Source organism: Micromonospora sp. NPDC049044 (assembly GCF_040649215.1).
In the GTDB taxonomy this organism is placed as follows: Bacteria; Actinomycetota; Actinomycetes; order Mycobacteriales; family Micromonosporaceae; genus Micromonospora.
This window is the reverse complement of sequence record NZ_JBEZFA010000003.1, coordinates 67,019-88,536: the sequence shown is the minus strand read 5'-3', so window position 1 is coordinate 88,536 and position 21,518 is coordinate 67,019. Positions and strand designations below refer to the sequence as shown.

Here is a 21,518-nt window from a genome sequence, read left to right as displayed (position 1 = left end):
ATGACCGTCCAACCCACACCCGCCTCCGCCACGCCCGAGGCCGGTCACCTGCTCGAACTGCGGGACCTGCACGTCGAGTTCCGCACGAACGAGGGCGTGGCCCGAGTGATCAACGGCGTGTCCTACCACCTGGACGCCGGCGAGACGCTAGCCGTGCTCGGCGAGTCCGGGTCGGGCAAGTCGGTCACCGCCCAGGCGATCATGGGCATCCTGGACACCCCACCGGCGTTCGTCCGCTCCGGCCAGATCCTCTACCAGGGTCAGGACCTGCTCACCCGCTCTGAGGAGCAGCGCCGGCAGGTCCGCGGCACGGAAATCGCGATGATCTTCCAGGACGCGCTCTCCGCCTTGAACCCGGTCTTTCCGGTCGGCTGGCAGATCGGCGAGACGCTGCGCCAGCGCGCCGGCATGTCCCGGTCCGACGCCCGGCGACGCGCCATCGAGCTGATGGACCTGGTCAAGATCCCGGGGGCCGCCAAGCGGATCGGGGACTACCCGCACCAGTTCTCCGGCGGCATGCGGCAGCGCGTCATGATCGCCATGGCGTTGGCGCTCGACCCGAAGGTGCTGATCGCCGACGAGCCCACCACCGCGCTCGACGTGACGGTCCAGGCCCAGATCATGGACCTGCTGGCCGAACTGCGCCGGGAACGCGACATGGCGATGATCCTGATCACCCACGACCTGGGTGTGGTCGCCGGTGTCGCGGACCGGATCGCTGTCATGTACGCCGGTCGGATCGTCGAACACGCCGACGTCCGCTCGCTCTACAAGGCGCCTGCCCACCCGTACACGAAGGGTTTGTTGGAGTCGATCCCGCGCCTGGACGTCCGTGGCACGGAGCTGTCGACGATCAAGGGTTTGCCGCCGAACCTGATGCGCATCCCGTCCGGCTGCCCGTTCCACCCCCGGTGCCCGTACGTCCAGCAGGTCTGCGTGGACGTCGTACCGCACGACCTGGTCCTCGGCGACGGCCGGACCAGTGCTTGCCACTTCGCGCAGGAGGTCCGTGATGACAGCGTCGCCCGCTAACCCCACCAAGGTCCGCGGCGAGACGATCCTCTCCGTCGACAACCTCGTGAAGCACTTCCCGATCACGCAGGGCGTCCTGTTCCAGCGGCAGATCGGCGCGGTCAAGGCCGTCGACGGGGTGAGCTTCGAACTGCGCCGGGGCGAGACGCTGGGCGTGGTCGGCGAGTCCGGCTGCGGCAAGTCCACGCTCGCCCGACTGCTGATGCGACTGGAGACGCCCACCTCGGGAAGCGCCACCCTGGAGGGTCGGGACCTGTTCAAGGCCTCCGGGGGCGAGTTGCGTCGGGTACGCCGCAACATGCAGATGGTGATGCAGGACCCGTACACCTCACTCAACCCGCGGATGACAGTCGGCGACATCATCGGCGAGCCGTTCGAGATCCACTCGGATGCCGCTCCGAAGGGCAGCAAGCAGAAGCGGGTCCAGGAGTTGCTCGACCTGGTCGGGCTCAACCCGGAGCACATCAACAGGTACCCGCACCAGTTCTCCGGCGGTCAGCGGCAGCGCATCGGCATCGCCCGCGCCCTCGCCCTGCGGCCCGAGGTGATCGTCTGCGACGAGCCGGTGTCGGCGCTCGACGTCTCCATCCAGGCCCAGGTGATCAACCTGCTCAAGCAGCTCCAGGACGAGCTGGGGCTCTCGTACATCTTCATCGCGCACGACCTGTCAGTGGTGCGGCACATCGCCGACCGGGTGGCGGTGATGTACCTCGGCCGGATCGTGGAGATCGGCACCGAGGACGAGATCTACGAGCGAGCCACCCACCCGTACACCCAGGCTCTGCTCTCCGCGGTGCCGGTGCCGGACCCGGAGGCCCGCGACCAGCGCAACATCATCCGTCTGGTCGGCGACGTGCCCAGCCCGGCCGACCCGCCGAGCGGGTGCCACTTCCGGACCCGCTGCTGGAAGGCCCAGGACATCTGCGCCGTAGAGGACCCGGCCACGGTCCCAAGGGCAGCCGACCCGCACCCGTCCGCCTGCCACTTCGCCGAACTCCGCCCCACCCTCCCCGCCTAACCCGGACCCCCCGCCCCGCCCCGTCGATCATGGAGTTGTGGTGGGCAGCTTATGTGCCTACGCCCCTTTTGCGGGGCACCACAACTCCATGATCGACGGGGTGAGGAGGACGGGGACCGGGTTAGTGGAAGAAGTGGCGGGTTCCCGTTAGGTACATGGTTACGTTTGCCTTCTTGGCGGCTTCGATGACCTCTTCGTCGCGGATCGAGCCGCCGGGCTGGACGATGGCGCGGACACCGGCGTCGATGAGGATCTGCGGGCCGTCGGCGAACGGGAAGAACGCGTCCGACGCGGCCACCGAGCCGCGGGCCCGGTCGGCGCCGGCGCGGCTGACCGCGAGCTGCGCCGAGTCGACCCGGTTGACCTGACCCATGCCGACCCCGACGGTGGCGCCGCCCTTGGCGAGCAGGATGGCGTTGCTCTTCACCGCGCGGACCGCCCGCCAGGCGAACGCCAGATCACGCAGCAGTTCCTCGTCGGCGGCCTCGCCGGTAGCCAGCTGCCAGTTGGCCGGGTCGTCGCCGGAGGCGTCCACCCGGTCGGCGACCTGGGACAGCACGCCACCGGTCACCTGCCGCCACTCGAGAGCAGCCGGGGTCCAGGCCGGCGCGCGCAGCAGCCGGATGTTCTTCTTGCCCTGCAACACCTCGACCGCGCCCTCGTCGAAGCCGGGGGCGACAACCACCTCGGTGAAGATCTCGGCCACCTGCCGGGCCAGCTCGACCGAGACCGGGCGGTTGACCGCGATCACGCCGCCGAACGCCGACACCGGGTCACAGGCGTGCGCCAGGCGGTGCGCCTCGGCCACGTCCGCGCCGACAGCGATGCCGCACGGGTTGGCGTGCTTGATGATCGCGGCGGCCGGCTGGTCGGCGAAGTCGTTCGCGGCCCGCCAGGCGGCGTCCGCGTCGACGTAGTTGTTGTACGACATCTCCTTGCCGTGCAGCTGCTCGGCCTGGGCCAGCCCCGCCGGGGCGTCCGGGTCGACGTACAGCGCGGCCGGCTGGTGCGGGTTCTCCCCGTAGCGCAGCACCGTCGACTTGCGCAGCGCCGAACCGCTGAACGCCGGCCAGGAGTCGTCGGCCGGTGCCAGTTCCCGGGCGCACCACTCGGCGACCGCCACGTCGTACTCGGCGATGTCGGCGAACGCCCGCGCGGCCAGCGCCCGACGCTGGGCCAGGGTGAACCCGCCCTCGCCGAGCGCGCCGATCAGCGCGGGGTAGCCGGTCGGGTCGGTGAGCACGGCGACCGAGGCGTGGTTCTTGGCGGCGGCCCGCACCATGGCCGGGCCACCGATGTCGATCTGCTCCACGCACTCCTCGACGCCGGCGCCGGAGGCGACCGTCGCCTGGAACGGGTAGAGGTTGGAGACCAGCAGGTCGAACGCCGCCACCCCCAGCTCGTCGAGCTGCGTGACGTGGGTGTCCTTGCGCAGGTCGGCGAGGAGACCGGCGTGCACCTTCGGGTGCAGGGTCTTCACCCGGCCGTCGAGTACCTCCGGGAAACCGGTCACCGTCTCCACCGGCGTCACCGGCACCCCGGCGGCGGCGATGGTGCCCGCGGTGCTGCCGGTGGACACGATCTCCACACCGGCCGCGTGCAGGGCCTGGGCCAGCTCGACCAGACCGGTCTTGTCGTAGACGCTGACCAGCGCCCGCCTGATCGGGCGACGCCCGTCCTGAGTGGGACTCACGGAACCGTGACCTTCCTTCCGGTGATGGTCCAGCCTTCGCGGACCAGCCGACCGACCTGCTCGACGAGCTGGCGCCGCTCGGCTTCCTTGATGCGCTCGGTGAGCGTGTCGACGTCGTCGTCGTCAAGCACCGGCACCGCTACCTGCGCGACGATCGGCCCGGTGTCCATGCCGGCGTCGACGAAGAAGAGGGTGGCCCCGGTGAGCTTCACGCCGTAGGCGAGGGCGTCCCGCGGACCGTGGATGCCGGGAAACGCCGGCAGCAGGGTGTTGTGGGTGTTCAGGTAACGGTCGCCGAAGGCGGCGAGGAAGTGCGGACCGACCAGCTTGAGGAAACCGGCGGAGATGACCAGGTCGGGCTGGTGCTTCGCGACGTGCGCGGTGAGCGCGCGGTCCCAGTCCTCGCGCGTGTCGTGGTCACGGACCCGCTCGACGAAGGTCGGCACCCCGGCAGCCTCGGCCCGGTCCAGGCCCGCGATGCCGTCGCGGTCCGCGCCGACCGCGACGACCTGCGCGCCGTACGCGGGGTCGGCGGCGGCATCCAGCAACGACTGGAGGTTGCTCCCGGAGCCGGAGATGAGGACGACGATGCGGGCGACAGGCGCGGGCTCGGTCACCGGGCCACCCTATCGGGCAGGTCAGGATGCCCATCCGCTGGGCGGTGGCTCGATCTTGGCAGCGTCGACGTGCATCGACCCGGTACGCTGCCGGTCGCTCGGGCCGAACGTCCCGCCGGCCCGCGCCCCGGTGCCGGCCCGACTCGCGGATCGAGCAAGAAGGGCCCTTTCCTTGTGGTTCGGGGAAAATGTCCCCCGGGTGCTGCACTGGGCATCGGGAGGGCTGACCGCGATCATGGATGGAAACAATCAGCAGTAACTGACGGAACCAGTCCAAGGAGCTTTTCGAATGCAGCCCGGTAACCCCGGTCAGGACCCGTACGGCCAGCCCAACCAGGACCCGACCGCCCCCCAGCCGCCAGCCGCCCCGTACGGCCAGCAGCCCACCTCCGGCCAGCCGTACGGCCAGCAGGACCCGTACGCGGCCCCCCAGGCCCCGTACGGCCAACAGCCCACCTCGGGGCAGCCGTACGGCCAGCAGCCGTCGTACCCGGACCCGTACGGCCAGCAGCAGCCCCAGTACGGCGGCGCCCCGACGTACCCGAACGCCGGATACCCGCAGGCCGCCGGGCAGAACAACACCCTCGGCCTGGTGTCGATGATCCTCGGTATCGCGTCGATCCCGTTGCTGTGCTGCTTCTACCTGGGCATCCCGGTCGGCATCGCGGCCGTGGTCACCGGTTACCTCGCCCGGCAGAAGGTCGCCCAGGGCCAGGCCAACAACGCCGGACAGGTCAAGGCCGGCCTGATCTGCGGCGCGGTCGGCGTCGGGCTCGGCATCCTGTTGATCATCCTGGCCGTCGCGGCGCAGTTCACCCTGCCCGGCCAGTCCTGACCCAGGTGGGGTCTGTTTCGTAAGAGCTGGCCGGCCTGCGGCGGGCCCGAACGACGCCCGGCGGCGTTGCGGTTTCGCCGGATCGCCGCCCGGACTCCGCCTCGGCTCGACCGCCCTTATGAAACAGACCCTGGCCGCCCACGGGGCGCTCCGGATCCGTCCGGGGCGCCCCGCGCTCGTCGGTGCGGTGGTGACGGCGCGGATGGCGTCCCGCACCCACCAGACAGCCGTCGCGAGGTGAGCCGGCCTACCGGGCGGGGGCGCGGGTGAGCCGGCCTACTGGGCGGGGGCGCGGGTGAGCGCTCGGGTGGCCGCGGCACCGAGCAGTGCGCCGACCGCGATGATCCCGGCCGCCACCGCCCCGACCTGCCAGCCCACCGGCCCGACCTGGGCCAGCCGCCCAGCACCGAGCGGCCCGCCGGACACCGCGGCGGTCACACCGAGCAGCACCCCGGCCACCGGCCCGGCCAGCGCCGCCGGCACCAGCACCTCGGCCCAGCGCTGCGGGGCCCGCTCCGGCCCGGCGAGTCGCGCCACCCGGCGGGCGAGCAACCAACCGGCCACCATCCCGGCCAGCACCGGCACCGCGAGCAGCAGGGCGCCCAGACCGTCCACCGGACCTCGGGGCAGGCCGGCGAGCAGTGGCACGGCCGGCAACGCTCCTACCGACACCTCGCTGGTGCGGACCGCGGTGTCGGTGCCGACCGCGAACCCCGGCCCGAGCAGGTAGCTGGCCGACCAGATCGCCGCGTTCGGCGCGTACGCGGCGCTGACCAGGGTGATGCCGGCCTGCCCGGCCACCCCGGTCCGGTACGCGCCGAGCATGTCGGCCGCGTCGCCGCCGCCGGTGGCCACGGCCAGGCCAGCCGCACCGGCACCCGCGCCGAGCAGCAGCAGCCCGGCCACCAGGCCGGTGCGCACGCCGTCGCGCACCTGGTCCGGCAACCGGGTGACGAGCAACCGGGTCACGGCGGTGACGCGGGTCGCGCCGACCAGCGCGGCGAGGGTGCCCACAAGCGCGAACGTCGCTCCGGCCCGGAGCACGGAGACGTCCGGTCCGTCGGCGCCGATCAGCACCGCCGCGAGCGCGCCGAGCAGCGCGTACGCGACGCCGACCGCACCCGCGGCGAGCAGCGCCCGACGCGGTGAGCGGGTGTCCCGGGCGCCGATCGCGCGGCTGACGTGCACACCGGCCCGGGTCAGCCGCCACAGCGCGAGCCCGGTGAGCGCCAGTGGGGCCAGCCCGAGCGGACCGGACGCGGTGTGCAGCGGCACGCCGTGCCCGAGCAGCCAGCCGGCCAGCGCGGTGCGCAGGGTGTCGGCAAGCGTGCTGGAATCCGCGCCGAGCTGGACCAGGCCGAGCACGAGGGCAACCGGCAGGTAGGAGGTGAGCGCGGCCCAACAGGCGGCCACCCCGGCGGCGACGGGCAACGGCGCCCGTCCGCGTGGCGCCCCACTCGCGCGGGGCGCGGGCACCCGTCGGGCCGGTGCGGCACGATGGACCGTCCGGTCGTCGGCGCGCACACCGCCGGGACGGCTGGGACGGTCAGGGGTGACGGGGGACATCCGCTCTACTCTGGCACGTCGTGAAGGCGGTGGCAGTCCGTTAACCCGTTCAAAGGGCGACGAGTTGACCGAACCAGGGCCCCAGCGACCCGGTCCGGTCTAGCCTCGGCCACAGGGGGCGCGATTCGCTGCCGCCCGGGTCGGGTCCGCCGGTCGCGGTCCGGCCGGCTCGCCGCCCACGACCGCCCGGAGGAAGCTGTGACGACGCCATACCCGCCACCCCCGCCCCCACCGGCCCGCGGACGGGACCGGACCACGCTGTGGGGCGTGTTGGGCATCGTGCTGGGGCTGATCTGCTGCGGCATCCTGGGCATCATCTTCGGCTACCTGTCCATCCGGGACGCCCGCCGGTACGGGCAGTCGCCGCTGCTGGGCTATCTCGCCATCGTGTTCGGCGTGATCAACATCATCGGCGGGGCGATCCTGCGCGCGACAGGCAACTACCCGTTCTGGAACAACGACTGAGCAGCGACGGGCGCGGGTACGCCGAAGGGGGTCGACCGTGACCGGTCGACCCCCTTCGGTACTGCCTGGCCGGCTCAGTTGCCGGACATGAGCTCCCGCATCAGGTTCGCGGTCTCGGTCGGCGTCTTGCCGACCTTGACCCCGACCGCCTCCAGCGCCGCCTGCTTCGCCTCGGCGGTGCCGGCCGAGCCGGAGATGATCGCTCCGGCGTGGCCCATGGTCTTGCCGGGCGGGGCGGTGAAGCCGGCGATGTAGCCGACCACCGGCTTGGTGACGTTCGCCTTGATGAACTCGGCGGCCCGCTCCTCGGCGTCGCCACCGATCTCACCGATCATCACGATGGCGTCGGTCTCCGGGTCGGCCTCGAACGCCGCGAGGGCGTCGATGTGGGTGGTCCCGATGATCGGGTCACCGCCGATGCCGACGCAGGTGGAGAAGCCGATGTCGCGCAGCTCGTACATCATCTGGTAGGTCAGCGTGCCGCTCTTGCTGACCAGGCCGATTCGGCCGGAGCCGGTGATGTCGGCCGGAATGATGCCGGCGTTGGACGCGCCGGGCGAGGCGATGCCGGGGCAGTTCGGCCCGATGATCCGGGTCTGCTCGCCCTTTGCCACGTTGTAGGCCCAGAACGACGCGGTGTCGTGCACCGGGACGCCCTCGGTGATCACCACGGCCAGGCCGATCGCGGCGTCGATCGCCTCGACCACGGCGGCCTTGGTGAACTGCGGCGGCACGAAGATGACTGTGACGTCGGCCCCGGTCTCGGCCATCGCGTCGGCGACCGACGCGAAGACCGGCAGCTCGGTGCCGTCGAAGTCGACAGTCTGGCCCGCCTTGCGCGGGTTGACGCCGCCCACCACGTTGGTGCCGGCGGCCAGCATCCGCCGGGTGTGCTTGGAGCCCTCGGAGCCGGTCATCCCCTGAACGATGACCTTCGAATCCTTGGTCAGCCAGATAGCCATGATCAGACCCCCGCAGCTGCCAGCTCGGCGGCCCGCTCGGCCGCGCCGTCCATGGTGTCCACCCGCTGCACGAGCGGGTTGTTCGCGCCGTCCAGGATCGCCCGGCCGGCCTCGGCGTTGTTGCCGTCGAGACGGACGACGAGCGGCTTGGTGACCTGCTCGCCGCGCTGCTCCAGCAGGGCCAGCGCCTGGATGATGCCGTTGGCGACCTCGTCGCAGGCGGTGATGCCGCCGAAGACGTTGACGAAGACGCTCTTCACGGCCGGGTCGGAGAGCACGATCTCCAGCCCGTTCGCCATCACCGCGGCGCTCGCGCCGCCGCCGATGTCGAGGAAGTTGGCCGGCTTGACGTTGCCGTGCCGCTCGCCGGCGTACGCGACCACGTCGAGGGTGGACATGACCAGACCCGCGCCGTTGCCGATGATGCCGACCTCGCCGTCGAGCTTGACGTAGTTGAGGTCCTTGGCCTTGGCGGCCTGCTCCAGCGGGTCCACCGCGGCCTGGTCGACCAGGGCCTCGTGGTCCGGGTGCCGGAACGCCGCGTTCTCGTCCAGGCTGATCTTGGCGTCGAGCAGCAGCAGCCGACCGTCACCGTTCTTGGCCAGCGGGTTGACCTCGACAAGCGTGGCATCCTCGGCGACGAACGCCTGCCACAGGCCGACGGCCACCTGGACCACCTGGTCGGCGACCTCGGCCGGGAAGCCGGCGGCGGTCACGATCTCGCGGGCCTTCGCCTCGTCCACGCCCTTGACGGCGTCGATCGGGGCCTTCACCACCTTGTCGGGGGTGTCGGCGGCGACCTGCTCGATGTCCATGCCGCCGGCCACGCTGGCGATGCAGAGGAAGGTGCGGTTCGCGCGGTCGAGCAGGTACGAGAAGTAGTACTCCTCGGCCACGTCCGCGGTCACCGTGATCATGACCTTGTGGACGGTGTGGCCCTTGATGTCCATACCGAGGATGTCGGTGGCCCGGGCCACCGTCTCCTCGGCGCCCTCGGCCAGCTTGACGCCGCCGGCCTTGCCTCGGCCGCCGACCTTCACCTGCGCCTTGACGACCACGCGACCGCCGAGGCGTTCAGCGATCGCACGGGCCTCTTCCGGGGTAGTGGCGACGCCGCCGGCCAACACGGGCAAGCCGTGCCGCTCGAACAGGTCCCGCCCCTGGTACTCGTACAGGTCCACGATTGCGCGTCCCGTCCCGTCTCCGCGGCGCGCCGTCGCGCCGCTACCAGCGTTCAAAAAACAGTTTGACGCCTGTCATCAGTTGAAACAGGCCATTGGCCGCAGCCTAGCGAGGTCGGCACCGCCGGCAACCGAGCGGGTGCGTGGTGTGCGGTAATGCACAACCGGACATCGGGAGCAGCGGGTTTCCGGCCATGACCCGGTCCGCATCCACCGTCCGGGCGATGTTGCCCTGGTGGCGTAACCCGGCAGTGGGGGCGTCGTTGAGTCAGATGTCGGAGCGCTGAACAGCGCGATGACGGGAGACGGCCGATGCCCTGTCGGTCGAGGGGTGGCGGCGGGGCATCGTGCATAGAGGGGCCGGACGTGTGAGGGGTGCGTCCGGCCCCTCCCCCGTGCCCAGATTCGGTCGCCCAGTGCCGACCGTCGCGACGAGCCTCAGGAAACTGGCTGGGCGACGTTCTCCCGGACCCACTCGACGATCGCCTGAGTGGTGGCGCCCGGGGTGAAGACCTTCGCGACGCCCAGCTTTTCCAGCTCGGGAATGTCGCCGTTCGGAATGATGCCGCCACCGAATACGACGATGTCGCGGGCGTCCCGCTCACCGAGCAGTTCCAGCACCCGCCGGAAGAGCGTCATGTGCGCACCGGAGAGGATGGACAGGCCGACCGCGTCGGCGTCCTCCTGGATGGCGGTCTCCACGATCTGCTCGGGGGTCTGGTGCAGGCCGGTGTAGACGACCTCCATCCCGGCGTCGCGCAGTGCGCGTGCGACGACCTTGGCCCCCCGGTCGTGGCCGTCCAGACCGGGCTTGGCGACGACGACCCGAATACGAGAGCTCATCAACGCACACCTTTCACCGGCTTCACGGCCTTCACCTGAACGAACGGTAACCCGGCGAACCCCGCTCGGGAAATCCGGGTTCCGCGCCCCGCAATCGCCCGCCGCGACCACGGGCCGGCCGGGACCGGCCCACCGCCGCGATCCGTACCCTCCCAGGGTTCACCGACCCCGCCCGCAGTCAAGCCGGACGACTCCGCCGGTCCGGTCACGCTCGGCGACGAACGGGCAGCAACAGGGGCACCGTTCGGCGTCACGATGCATGACAATAGTGGACGCAAACGGACAGATCGACACGCCAATTTTCCGCTCTAGCTTGTGACTCCTCTGGTGGTTGGCTAACGTGTCCACGGTTGTCATCAGGTCCATGGACGGGTGACGACGCGGTCAGCGGACGTTCACTGGAGCTTCACGAACGTCCACCGGTCGCTTCGGAACCCCGACAACGGAGGGTGTGCGTGCGCCAGCGCCTGTCGTCTGAGCCCGATCGATATCGCGGTCGTCGCCGCGTTCCCACCCCCCCGCGTAGCCGTTATGCCGCTGTCGTCACCACCGCTTTCGTCGGGGCCGGCATCGTTGCACTCGGCGCCAGCGCCCTGCCGGACGCCAAGGACGTCAGCCCCACGGTGCTTGACGAGCTCAAGCAGGCGTCGGTCAACAGTCAGGACATTGCGGCCCGGGCGGACAACGCCGAGCGCGCCTCGCGCGACAGCCGCAGCAAGGACAGCGCCGAGCCCGAGGTGTGGCTGCTGCCGCTGCAGGGCTACGACTTCAACTCGCCCTACGGGGTGCGCTGGGGCAAGATGCACACCGGCGTCGACCTGGTCGCGGGCGAGGGCACTCCCTACGTCGCGATCCACGACGGGCTGGTCACCAAGGCCGGCTGGTTCGGCGGGTACGGCAACGCGGTGATCGTGCAGCACGCCGACGGCAGTGAGGCCATCTACGGTCACTCCTCCGCGGTGAGCGTGAAGGAAGGCCAGCAGGTCAAGGCTGGCGACCAGCTCGGCCTGGTGGGCCAGACCGGCCACGCGTACGGCACCCACCTGCACCTGGAGATCCATGTCAAGGGCCAGCCGATCGACCCGGTGCCCTACCTCCAGGAGCGCGGAGTGGACATCAAGCTGCAAGTCGAGGCAATTTACAGCGAGGTAGCCGGCTCCTGACGCTGCGTACTGTTCGTTGACCGCCCGGATCTGTCGGTCCGGGCGGTTTTTCGTTGGCGATGTCTCCCAGCTCACAGCGGAAATTGTGAGCGGCAACACGGTGCCACATGATCACTTTTCCGGTCGTAGCGCTGCGATGTAGGGCATATCCGGACAGGCGAGCTGCGCTCCGTCGTCCGGTCACCCGGTCCCCATCCCGCCCCCGGCCGGGCCCGACACCAGTATTTCGAGGTCAAGTGCCCCTCGACTGTGAAGGTCCGCCGTGCAGGAAGATAGCCCCGTCCAGAACGAGAACACCCCCGACACCGCCGCGACAGAGCGGCCGCAGCACCCCCGTCGACGCAACCGCCTCATCGTGCTCGGCGCCGCCGCGCTGATCGCTCTCGGCCTCGGTGGCGTCGTCGTCGCCACCGCCGGCACCGACCAGCCGGCACCCACCGCCGTCTCCCTCGACGCGCAGTCCCGCAACGAGGCCGCCAACCGGGCCGACCGCTCCGCTCGCGAGGCGAGCACGCCGGTCACCCCCGCAGCCAGCCCGACGCCGAGCCCGTCCGTGACGAGCGCCAGCCCGGCACCCACGAAGACGGCCGCCGCGAAGGCCAAGCCCAAGCCGAAGAAGACAAGCAAGCCCACGCCCGCCTGGGTCGACCCGATGCCGGGCGCCGAGGTCACCTCCTGCTACGGACAGCGCTGGGGAACCCTGCACGCCGGCATCGACCTGGCGCTGCCCTCCGGTACGCCGATCCGCGCCGCGGCCGCCGGCACCGTGACCCAGGCCGGTGACGCCGCGGACGGGTACGGCAACTCCGTCTTCATCGACCACGGCACCGGGTACCTGACCCACTACGCCCACCAGAGCCGCATCGCGGTCACCGTCGGGCAGAAGGTCAAGGCCGGCCAGATCATCGGCTACGAAGGCGCGACCGGCGACGCCACCGGCCCGCACCTGCACTTCGAGGTGCACCAGGGCATGTGGAACCAGATCGACCCGGCCCCGTTCATGCGGGCGCACGGCGTGGATCTCGGCTGCTGAGTGCGCGGGCGGGGACCGTGGAGCTGAGCGCCGCGGTCCACCGCCCGACCCGCCGGCATCTGCCGTTCAGGCCCGCGCCGGCCGCCGTCGGCGACAATGCGGGCCTGGGTCAGAGTTTGTCGACCGGGGCGTGCCGTAGCACCAGCCACATGGTCTGGTCGCCGAAGTCGATCTGCGCCCGCGCACCCGGGCCGTGCCCCTCGACGGCGAGCACCCGCCCCAGCCCGTACCGCTGGTGGTTGACCCGGTCACCGGCCGACACCTTCGGCCCCTGCGGCAGCTCACTGGCCGTGGTCAGCCGGCTGGCGTCCACGCCGAGCCGCTGCGCCAACTGGGCCGCCTTCGGCGTACCCCCGGTGAAGGTGCCACGCGCGCCGGGCGCGCGGTCCGCGCGGCCGCCGACGCCGCCACCCCCGCCGGCCCACGACGTGTACGACCCCTCGGTGCGCTCCCAGTGCACAAGCTCGGTCGGCAACTCCTCCAGGAACCGCGACGGCGGGTTGTAGGACGGCTGCCCCCAGGCCGAGCGGGTCACCGCGCGGGAGAGGTAGAGCCGCTGTCGGGCACGGGTGATGCCGACGTACGCCAGCCGACGCTCCTCCTCCAGCTCCCGGGTGTCGCCCAGCGAGCGCAGGTGCGGGAAGACGCCGTCCTCCAGCCCGGTCAGGAAGACGACCGGGAACTCCAGCCCCTTGGCGGTGTGCAACGTCATCAGGGTGACCACACCCTGATGGTCGGGATCGTCGGAGGGGATCTGGTCGGCGTCGGCGACAAGCGCCACCTGCTCCAGGAAGCCGGCCAGGGTGGCCCGCTCCCCCTCCTCGCCAAGCGCCTCGATCCGCTCGGTGTACTCCCGGGCGACGCTCACCAACTCCTGGAGGTTGTCCACCCGGCCGGCGTCCTGCGGGTCCAGGCTCTCCTCCAGCTCGGTGAGGTAGCCGGAGCGGGTCAGCAGCGCCTCCAGCACCTCCTCCGGGGTGCCGGTCTCGGACAGCTCCCGGGCGCTGTCGAGCAGCGCCACGAAGTCGGCGATGCCGTTCGCCGCCCGGCTGGAGATGCCCGGTGCCTCCCGGGCCCGGCGCAGCGCCGCGCCGAACGAGATCCGGTCGCGGCTGGACAGCGCCTCGACGCACGCCTCGGCGCGGTCGCCGATCCCCCGGCGCGGGGTGTTGAGGACCCGCCGCAGGCTCACCGTGTCGTCGTCGTTTACCACCGAGCGCAGGTACGCCAGTGCGTCGCGGACCTCCTTGCGCTCGTAGAAGCGCACCCCGCCGACCACCTTGTAGGGCAGGCCGACCCGGATGAACACCTCTTCGAACACCCGGGACTGGGCGTTGGTGCGGTAGAAGACCGCGACGTCGCCAGGTCGGGTCTCGTCGGCGTCGACCAGCCGGTCGATCTCCCGGCCCACCCAGTCGGCCTCGGCGTGCTCGGTGTCGGCCACGTAGCCGACGATCTGCTCGCCGTTGCCGGCCTCGCTCCACAGCCGCTTGGGCTTGCGGGAGGTGTTCCGGTCGATCACGGCGTTCGCCGCGTTGAGGATGGTCTGGGTGGAGCGGTAGTTCTGCTCGAGCAGGATCGTCCGGGCGTTCGTGAAGTCCCGTTCGAACTCCAGGATGTTGCGGATCGTCGCGCCCCGGAACGCGTAGATCGACTGGTCGGCGTCGCCCACCACGCACAGCTCGGCGGGCTCCAGCCCGTCGGTGCCGGACACCAGCTCCTTGATCAGCACGTACTGGGCGTGGTTGGTGTCCTGGTATTCGTCCACGAGCACGTGCCGGAACCGCCGACGGTAGCTCTCCGCGACGTGCGGGTGGGACTGGAGCAGGTGCACCGTCGTCATGATCAGGTCGTCGAAGTCGAGCGCGTGTGCCTCGCGCAGCCGACGCTGGTAGAGCGTGTACGCCTCGGCCAACGCCCGCTCGTTGGGCCCGGTGGCCCGCGCCGCGAACTGCTCCGGGTCGACCAGCTCGTTCTTGAGATTGGAGACCTGGGCGGCCAGCCCGCGCGCCGGGTAGCGCTTCGGGTCGAGATCGAGCTCGCGGGTCACGAGCTGCATCAGTCGGCGGGAGTCGTCCGCGTCATAGATCGAGAACGTCGACTTGAGGCCGGCGTGCTCGTGCTCGGCGCGCAGGATCCGGACGCACGCGGAGTGGAACGTCGACACCCACATCAGCCGCGCCCGGGGGCCGACAAGCGCGGCGACCCGCTCCTTCATCTCGCCGGCCGCCTTGTTGGTGAAGGTGATCGCGATGATCTCCCCCGGATGGACGTCCCGTGCGGCGAGCAGATAGGCGATCCGGTGGGTGAGCACCCGGGTCTTGCCGGATCCGGCGCCGGCCACGATCAACAGCGGCGAGCCGGCGTGGCTGACCGCGTCGCGCTGTGGCCCGTTCAGCCCGGCGAGCAGCTGCTGCGGATCGAGGCGCACGGGGGCTGGCCCGGGTCGGTGCGGGCGGGCCGGCGCGGATTCCGGCGCGGGCGGGGACGCGGGAATGTCGAAGAGAGGATGCATCGCCCGACAAGTCTATGCCGCCGGTCGGACACTCCCCCGCCCGCTGGGCCGAGGCGCGAGCAAGGGGCGGGAATGCTTGCGCAGCCGGTGTCGAGGTGGGCATACTCGTCAGCGTGATCGCTGCGCGCTACCACTTTTACTATGGCACCGGGAGTCCGGCTGCCGTAGGTCGCGCCTGATCGATTCAGACCTGCAAAAGCCCCGGGCTCCTGGAGTCCGGGGCTTTTTCTGTCCCGGGTTCCGGGCACCGGGCACCACAGTGCGAGAGGTACCCGATGATGACAGACGTGATGGAGCAGAGCGGCAGCCCGACCCGGCCCGAGTCGGAGCAGCCCGTGCCGAACGGGACCGAGCCGACGGTGTCCGCACCGGAGGCGGTCGACAACGCCGTGCCGGTCGAGGCACGGACCGGCACCGAGGAACCAGCCGCCGCTGCGCGGATCGTGCAGATCAGGGAACGGATCGACGAGATCGACAACGCGATGATCGCGCTCTGGCAGGAGCGCGCCGCGTTGTCCCAGGAGGTCGGGGCGACCCGGATGGCATCTGGCGGAACGCGCCTGGTGCTCTCCCGGGAGCGGAAGATCCTGGAGCGGTTCCGGGCCGCACTCGGTGCCGACGGCACCCAACTGGCCCTGCTGTTGCTCCGCGCGGGCCGCGGCCCGCTCTGAGCGGGATGGCTGGCGGTCGGCGTGCGCCGGCACGGAGGCGGCCGGGGGTCACAGACAGCCGAAACCGCCTGCCGTCGTCGCGTTGACGTCGGCAGGCGGTTACGGGTGAATCAGGCCTCGTGGGTGGCGACGATCTCGCGCCGCTCCGCGAAGTGGCAGGCGCTCGGGTGGTCCGAGCTCTGCCGGATCTCCAGCAGCGGGACCTGCTCGGCGCAGACGTCCTGCGCCTTCCAGCAGCGGGTCCGGAACCGGCAGCCCGAAGGCGGGCTGATCGGCGACGGCACGTCACCGGTGAGCCGGATGATCGTCTTGTTGTTCCGCTGCGTCGGGTCCGGAACCGGCACCGCCGACAGCAGAGCCTGGGTGTACGGGTGGGTCGGCCGCTCGTAGATCTCGTCCTCGGTGCCGATCTCGACGACCTTGCCGAGATACATCACCGCGACCCGGTCCGACAGGTGGCGGACCACGGACAGGTCGTGGGCGATGAAGATGTACGACAGCCCCAACTCGCCCTGCAACCGCTCCAGCAGGTTCATCACCTGGGCCTGGATGGAGACGTCGAGCGCCGACACCGGCTCGTCGCAGACGATGATCTCGGGCCGCAGGGCGAGGGCGCGGGCGATGCCGATGCGCTGCCGCTGACCGCCGGAGAACTGGTGCGGGTACCTGTTGATGTGCTCCGGGTTGAGCCCGACCAGGTCGAGCAGTTCCCGCACCTTGGCCCGGCGGCTGCCCTTCGGCGCCACCTCCGGGTGGATCTCGAACGGCTCACCGAGCAGGTCGCCGACTGTCATCCGAGGGTTCAGCGAGGTGTACGGGTCCTGCATGACCAGCTGGATCTGCCGGCGCATGCGTCGCAGCGCCCCACCGGAGAGCTTGGAGATGTCCTGGCCCTTGTAGACCACGTTGCCGGCGGTCGGCTTCTCCAGGTTCATCAGCACCCGGGCGAGGGTCGACTTGCCGCAGCCGGACTCGCCAACCACGCCGAGCGTCTCGCCGGCGCGCAGACCGAACGAGACGCCGTCGACCGCCTTGACCTGACCGACGGTCTTCTTGAACACCACACCCTGCGTGACGGGGTAGTGCTTGACCAGGTCATTGACCTCGAGGATGTTCTCAGACACGGTTCACCAGTTCCTCGGCGAAGTGGCAGGCGCTGGCCCGGGCGGGGCCGATCTGCAGCAGCGGCGGGACCTTCTCCCGGCACACCGGCTGAGCCATCGGGCACCGCGGGTTGAACGGGCAGCCCGGCGGGATGTTCATCAGGTTCGGCGGGAGGCCCTTGATCGTCCGGAGCTGCTGCCCCTTCTCGTCGAGGCGAGGAATCGAGTCGATCAAACCCAGGGTGTACGGGTGCGCCGGCTTGGCGTACAGCTCGTACACGTCGGCTTCCTCGACGATCCGGCCCGCGTACATGACCGCGATCCGGTCCGCGACGTCGGCGACCACGCCGAGGTCGTGGGTGATCAGGATCATGCCCATCTGCCGCTCACGCTGGAGCTCGGCGAGCAGGTCCATGATCTGGGCCTGCACCGTCACGTCGAGGGCGGTGGTCGGCTCGTCCGCGATCAGCACCTCCGGGTCGAGCGCCAGCGACATCGCGATCATCGCGCGTTGCCGCATGCCACCGGAGAACTGGTGTGGGTAGTTGTTGAAGCGGCCCTTGGCGTTCGGGATCTTGACCTGGTCGAGCATCTCGATCGCGCGCTTCTTGGCCTCGGCGCGACCCAGGCCCCGCCGGACCCGGAACTGCTCGGCGATCTGGAACCCGACGGTGAAGACGGGGTTCAGCGCGGAGAGCGCGTCCTGGAAGATCATCGCGATGCCCTCGCCACGGATGCGACGACGCTCCTCGTCGGACATGCGGAGCATGTCCTTGCCGTTGAAGCGCACCTGACCGCCGGTGACGAAGCCGGGCGGCGTGTCGAGGATGCCCATGATGGTCTGCGCGGTGACGCTCTTGCCGGAGCCGGACTCGCCGAGCACGGCGAGGGTCTCCCCCGCGTCGACGTGGTAGGTGACCCCGTTGATGACCTTTGCGACGCCGTCCCGGGTGCGGAACTCCACCCGCAGGTCGTCGACCTCGAGCAGCCGGCCGGAGGGACGTCCGGACCCGCCGGATCCCGGCGCGGACTGCTCGGACACGAGAATGTCGGACACTGGATCTCCCCTAGCGGAGTTTCGGATCGAGGGCCTCGCGGACCGCCTCACCGAGCATCACGAAGCTCAGTACTGCGGCGACGAGGAATGCGGCGGGGAAGAACACCAGCCCTGGCGCGACCCGGATGAAATCCTTGCCCTCGCTGATCATGATGCCCCAGGACACCACCGGAGACTTGAGGCCGACACCCAGGAAGGACAGGGTGGCCTCGGCGCCGATGAACGAGCCGACCATGATCGTGCCGTAGACCAGCAGCGGGGCCAGACAGTTCGGCAGCAGGTGCTTGAGGATGATCCGTCCGCTGCCGGCACCCAGTGCGCGCGCCGCGACGATGTAGTCGGCCTCCTTGGTGGACAGCACCGACGAGCGCATCAACCGCATCACGACCGGCCAGCTCAGCACGATAAGCGAAGCGATCACCAGGCCCATGATCTTGGCCTTGCCGTTGCCGGAACCCGAACCGTTGAACGTGGTGAGGATGACGATTGCGCCGAGGACGAAGGGCACACCGAAGAACACGTCGGCGATCCGGCTGAGCAGAGCGTCCACCCAGCCACCGCGGTAACCGGAGATGACGCCCATCGCACCGCCCACGAGCAGGGTGCCGACCACGGAGAGCAGGGCCACGATGATGGACGCCCGCGCACCGTAGATGACCCGGGCGTAGACGTCTCGGCCCTGCACGTCGTAACCGAACCACCCCTCGGCGGACGGCTTGTTGAGGCTGCGGGACAGCGATCCGTTGACCGCGTCGCCCGGCGCGAACAGCGCCGGGAAGGCCGCCATCAGCAGGAAGAAGACGATAAGGGTGGCCGAGATCCAGAACAGCGGCTTACGCCGAAGGTCGCGCCAGGCGTCACCGAGCAGGCCGCGGGGCTTCTCGTTGCTCTGCGGCATGCCCGCGGTGGCGGGGGCGGGAGAGTCGGTCGGGTGCGCGGCGGGGGTGCTGACGATCGATGCGGTACTCGGGTCACTCATAGCGGATCCTCGGGTCCAGTGCGGCGTAGAGCAGGTCAACCAGCAGGTTCATCAGGAGATAGACCAGCACCAGGACGACCACGATCCCTACCACGGTAGCGCTCTCCTTGGTAATGATCGCGCGGTAGACCTCGCGACCGATACCGTTGATGCCGAAGATGCCCTCCGTGACGATCGCGCCGCCCATCAGGGCACCGAGGTCGGTGCCGAGCAGGGTGACCACCGGAATGAGCGAGTTGCGCAGCAGGTGGATGCCCACGACCCGCCGCATCGGCAGGCCCTTGGCGATGGCGGTGCGCACGTAGTCGGCCCGGCGGTTCTCCGCGATGCTCGTTCGGGCCACCCGGGCGATGTACGCCACCGAGGCGCTACCGAGCACGAAGCCCGGCACGATCAGCTCGGACCACCGCATCTCCGAGGAGACGGTCGGCTTGATGATGCCCCACTGCACGCCCAGCAGCCACTGCAGCACGAAGCCGACCACGAACACCGGCAGCGCGAGCAGGAAGAGCGTGGAGACCAGGACGAGGTTGTCCAGAAAACCGTTGCGGCGCAGGCCGGTCAGGATGCCGGCACCGAGGCCGATGACAGCCTCGATGGCGAGCGCGACCAGGGCCAGCTTCAGGGTGTTGGGGTACGCCGTGGCGATGATGCCGCCGATGTCGCGCTGGGAGAACGTCTGCCCGAAGTCACCCTGGAGCAGGTTCTTCATGTAGTTGAAGTACTGCACGAAGACGTTCTGGTCCAGGTGGTACTTCTCGGTCATGAACGCGATGTACTGGTCCGGGCAGCGGCGCTCGCCGCACTTGCCGGCGAACGGATCGCCCGGCACGGCCCAGACGAGCCAGTAGATCAGGAACGTCGAGCCGATGAAGACCGGCACGAGTTGGAGCAGCCGTCTCAACAAATAACGGCCCATGGGGTGGTCCTCCAGACAGGGGGCGCGTCGGACGGCCGACACGGTGGTGACAACGTGGCGAGTGGCGTGCTGTGACACCCACTCGCGGAACGGCCCCGGGTCGGGCTCACCGGATGTGGCGAGCCCGACCCGGGGTCAGACCGTTCGGATCAGAGCTCGACCGAGGTGATGTCGAGTTCGCCGACGTTGTTCAGCTCGAGCTTCTTGATCTTCTCCGAGTGGCCGGACTGCTGGCCGTAGAAGTAGATCGGGATGCTCGGGACGTCCTGGTCGATCTTCTCGACGGCCTTGGTGAACGCCTCGTGCGAGGCCTCCAGGCTCGGCGCGGAGCCGGCCTGCTTGGCCAGGGTGTCCACCTCAGGGCTGCTGTACAGGCCGTCGTTCGAGGAACCATTCGTCACGTAGAGCGGGTTGATCCAGTTCTCGACGTCCGGGTAGTCCTGCTGCCAGGCAGCGCGGTACGGGCCCTTCATCGAGTGGGCGTTGACGTTCTGGCGGAAGACCGCGAAGGTCGGCATGCCCTCGGCCCGAGCGTTGATGCCCAGGTTGGTCTTGACCTGCTGCGCAACGGCGTCCATCCAGTCCTTGTGGCTGGAGTCCGAGTTGTAGTAGAAGACCATCTCACCGGAGAAGCCACCGGCCTCGGCCAGCAGGGTGCGGGCGGTCTCCACGTCGAACTTGCAGGCGGTGCAGTTGCCCGGCTTCGCGCCCGGGGTCAGCGGGTTCGCCCAGCTGTCGGCCGGCTTGCGGGTACCGAAGAAGATCTTGTCCGAGATCTCCTGCCGGTTGATCGCCAGCGACACGGCACGACGCAGCTTCGGGTTCTGGAAGCGCTTGTCGTAGATCGGGAAGGCGATCAGCGCGGTCGTCGGCGTGACGGTGTTCCGGCCCCGCTCGCCGAGGTCGGTCTTCCACTTGTCGCCGGCGAGCGCCGAGGTCGGGAGCGACTCCAGGAAGTCCAGGTTGTTGGCCAGCACGTCGTTGTAGGCGGCCGTCTCGTCCTGGTACAGCTTGACGTCGACGTCCTTGATCTTCATCTTGTCGCGCAGGTTGTAGTCATCGAAGCGGGTCAGCTTGATGAGCACGTTGTCCTGCCACGACACGAACTTCACCGGGCCGTTGCCGATCGGGTTCTTGCCGAACTCCTCGGGCTTCTGGGTGAAGAAGGCGTCCGGCAGCGGCACGAAGGCGCTGTAGCCGAGCTTGGTCGGGAAGACCGCGGTCGGCGCGGACAGGGTGACCTCGAAGGTCTGCTCGTCGATGACCTTCAGGCCGGACAGCTTCTCAGCGGTCGGCGCCGGGGCCTTCTTCGGGCCGTCCGGGCCATCCGGGTCACTGGTGTAGGTCTGGTCGAAGCCCTGGATGTCAGAGAAGAAGCTGCCGTTCTGCGCGCCGTTCGGCGAGTAGGCGGCCCAGTTCCAGGCGTCGACGAAGTTCTTCGCCTTCACCTCGGTACCGTCGTGGAACTTGGTACCCTTCTTGATCTTGATCGTGAAGACCTTGGAGTCCGTGGTGTTGATGGACTCCGCAAGCGCGTTCCGCGGGGCCCCACCATCGTTCGGGTACTCGACCAGGCCGGTCCACAGCCAGTCGACGATCTTGCCGCCGCCGGTCTCCGTGGTGTTCGCCGGGACCAGCGGGTTCTCCGGCTGGACACCGTGGATGACGATCGCGCCGTCGCCGCTGGCGGCGGTCTCACCTTCGCCACCACTCGAGCAACCGCTCGCGACAAGCGCGGCAGCCGCGCTGAGCGCGATCGCGCTCGTCGCCCGCTTCGAGACTCTCATTCCGAGGGGCCTCCTCTTTCTAACCAGGTTCCGTCGTGGGTTTCACGCACGTTTGGGGGTGACACCGCCCGACCACCCC

At 69.9% G+C, this 21,518-nt stretch carries 19 protein-coding genes; 7 read left to right on the top strand and 12 right to left on the bottom strand.

Annotation, left to right across the window (positions count from 1 at the left end; all coding sequences use genetic code 11):
- Positions 1-1,032 carry an ABC transporter ATP-binding protein gene (locus AB0B85_RS03235; protein WP_357403015.1) on the top strand — a complete coding sequence of 344 codons (1,032 nt, stop codon included), beginning with the start codon at positions 1-3 and terminating at the stop codon, positions 1,030-1,032.
- Positions 1,013-2,050, top strand: coding sequence for a dipeptide ABC transporter ATP-binding protein (locus AB0B85_RS03230; protein WP_357403013.1), 1,038 nt, complete (start codon positions 1,013-1,015; stop codon positions 2,048-2,050). The genes AB0B85_RS03235 and AB0B85_RS03230 overlap by 20 nt, the downstream gene beginning before the upstream one ends.
- A gap of 121 nt (positions 2,051-2,171) precedes the next feature.
- Here the strand turns inward: AB0B85_RS03230 and purH are convergent, their stop codons facing one another.
- Positions 2,172-3,743 carry a bifunctional phosphoribosylaminoimidazolecarboxamide formyltransferase/IMP cyclohydrolase gene (purH, locus tag AB0B85_RS03225; protein WP_357403011.1) on the bottom strand — a complete coding sequence of 524 codons (1,572 nt, stop codon included), beginning with the start codon at positions 3,741-3,743 and terminating at the stop codon, positions 2,172-2,174.
- On the bottom strand, positions 3,740-4,360 hold the full coding sequence (purN, locus tag AB0B85_RS03220) for a phosphoribosylglycinamide formyltransferase (protein WP_112583771.1): 621 nt from the start codon (positions 4,358-4,360) through the stop codon (positions 3,740-3,742). The genes purH and purN overlap by 4 nt, the downstream gene beginning before the upstream one ends.
- Positions 4,361-4,649: 289 nt before the next feature.
- Between purN and AB0B85_RS03215 the strand changes: the two genes are divergently transcribed.
- Positions 4,650-5,195, top strand: coding sequence for a DUF4190 domain-containing protein (locus AB0B85_RS03215; RefSeq protein ID WP_357403008.1), 546 nt, complete (start codon positions 4,650-4,652; stop codon positions 5,193-5,195).
- 276 nt (positions 5,196-5,471) lie between these two features.
- Here the strand turns inward: AB0B85_RS03215 and AB0B85_RS03210 are convergent, their stop codons facing one another.
- Positions 5,472-6,761: a DUF6350 family protein gene (locus AB0B85_RS03210; protein WP_357403006.1), complete on the bottom strand. Its 1,290-nt coding sequence runs from the start codon at positions 6,759-6,761 to the stop codon at positions 5,472-5,474.
- 198 nt (positions 6,762-6,959) lie between these two features.
- Here AB0B85_RS03210 and AB0B85_RS03205 point away from each other — a divergent pair, with 198 nt between their 5' ends.
- Positions 6,960-7,226 (top strand): DUF4190 domain-containing protein, encoded by a 267-nt coding sequence (locus AB0B85_RS03205; protein WP_179780945.1) that lies wholly within the window; start codon positions 6,960-6,962, stop codon positions 7,224-7,226.
- 74 nt (positions 7,227-7,300) lie between these two features.
- Here AB0B85_RS03205 and sucD read toward each other — a convergent pair whose 3' ends face one another.
- From sucD to AB0B85_RS03190, 3 genes are all read right to left on the bottom strand, one after another.
- Complete coding sequence (sucD, locus tag AB0B85_RS03200; protein WP_357403004.1) at positions 7,301-8,188, bottom strand: succinate--CoA ligase subunit alpha; 888 nt, start codon at positions 8,186-8,188, stop codon at positions 7,301-7,303.
- A 2-nt stretch (positions 8,189-8,190) separates the two neighbouring features.
- Complete coding sequence (gene sucC, locus AB0B85_RS03195; protein ID WP_357403002.1) at positions 8,191-9,369, bottom strand: ADP-forming succinate--CoA ligase subunit beta; 1,179 nt, start codon at positions 9,367-9,369, stop codon at positions 8,191-8,193.
- Positions 9,370-9,807: 438 nt separating this feature from the next.
- Positions 9,808-10,212: a cobalamin B12-binding domain-containing protein gene (locus AB0B85_RS03190; protein ID WP_357403000.1), complete on the bottom strand. Its 405-nt coding sequence runs from the start codon at positions 10,210-10,212 to the stop codon at positions 9,808-9,810.
- A gap of 455 nt (positions 10,213-10,667) precedes the next feature.
- Here AB0B85_RS03190 and AB0B85_RS03185 point away from each other — a divergent pair, with 455 nt between their 5' ends.
- Complete coding sequence (locus AB0B85_RS03185) at positions 10,668-11,375, top strand: M23 family metallopeptidase (protein WP_357402998.1); 708 nt, start codon at positions 10,668-10,670, stop codon at positions 11,373-11,375.
- A gap of 262 nt (positions 11,376-11,637) precedes the next feature.
- Entirely contained in the window at positions 11,638-12,408 is a 771-nt protein-coding gene (locus tag AB0B85_RS03180; RefSeq protein WP_357402995.1) for a M23 family metallopeptidase, read from the top strand.
- Positions 12,409-12,517: 109 nt separating this feature from the next.
- Here the strand turns inward: AB0B85_RS03180 and pcrA are convergent, their stop codons facing one another.
- Complete coding sequence (pcrA, locus tag AB0B85_RS03175) at positions 12,518-14,923, bottom strand: DNA helicase PcrA (RefSeq protein ID WP_357402993.1); 2,406 nt, start codon at positions 14,921-14,923, stop codon at positions 12,518-12,520.
- Positions 14,924-15,198: 275 nt separating this feature from the next.
- Between pcrA and AB0B85_RS03170 the strand changes: the two genes are divergently transcribed.
- Entirely contained in the window at positions 15,199-15,594 is a 396-nt protein-coding gene (locus AB0B85_RS03170; RefSeq protein ID WP_357402991.1) for a chorismate mutase, read from the top strand.
- A gap of 110 nt (positions 15,595-15,704) precedes the next feature.
- Here AB0B85_RS03170 and AB0B85_RS03165 read toward each other — a convergent pair whose 3' ends face one another.
- The 5 genes from AB0B85_RS03165 to AB0B85_RS03145 all read right to left on the bottom strand — a co-directional run bounded on the left by AB0B85_RS03165 (position 15,705) and on the right by AB0B85_RS03145 (position 21,439).
- On the bottom strand, positions 15,705-16,718 hold the full coding sequence (locus AB0B85_RS03165) for a dipeptide ABC transporter ATP-binding protein (protein WP_357402989.1): 1,014 nt from the start codon (positions 16,716-16,718) through the stop codon (positions 15,705-15,707).
- Positions 16,711-17,739, bottom strand: a complete 1,029-nt coding sequence (locus tag AB0B85_RS03160) for an ABC transporter ATP-binding protein (protein ID WP_357403322.1) — start codon at positions 17,737-17,739, stop codon at positions 16,711-16,713. The genes AB0B85_RS03165 and AB0B85_RS03160 overlap by 8 nt, the downstream gene beginning before the upstream one ends.
- A 25-nt stretch (positions 17,740-17,764) precedes the next feature.
- Complete coding sequence (locus AB0B85_RS03155) at positions 17,765-18,733, bottom strand: ABC transporter permease (protein ID WP_357402987.1); 969 nt, start codon at positions 18,731-18,733, stop codon at positions 17,765-17,767.
- On the bottom strand, positions 18,726-19,652 hold the full coding sequence (locus AB0B85_RS03150; protein ID WP_357402985.1) for an ABC transporter permease: 927 nt from the start codon (positions 19,650-19,652) through the stop codon (positions 18,726-18,728). The genes AB0B85_RS03155 and AB0B85_RS03150 overlap by 8 nt, the downstream gene beginning before the upstream one ends.
- Before the next feature lie 149 nt (positions 19,653-19,801).
- Positions 19,802-21,439: an ABC transporter substrate-binding protein gene (locus tag AB0B85_RS03145; RefSeq protein WP_357402983.1), complete on the bottom strand. Its 1,638-nt coding sequence runs from the start codon at positions 21,437-21,439 to the stop codon at positions 19,802-19,804.
- Positions 21,440-21,518: the final 79 nt, after the last annotated feature.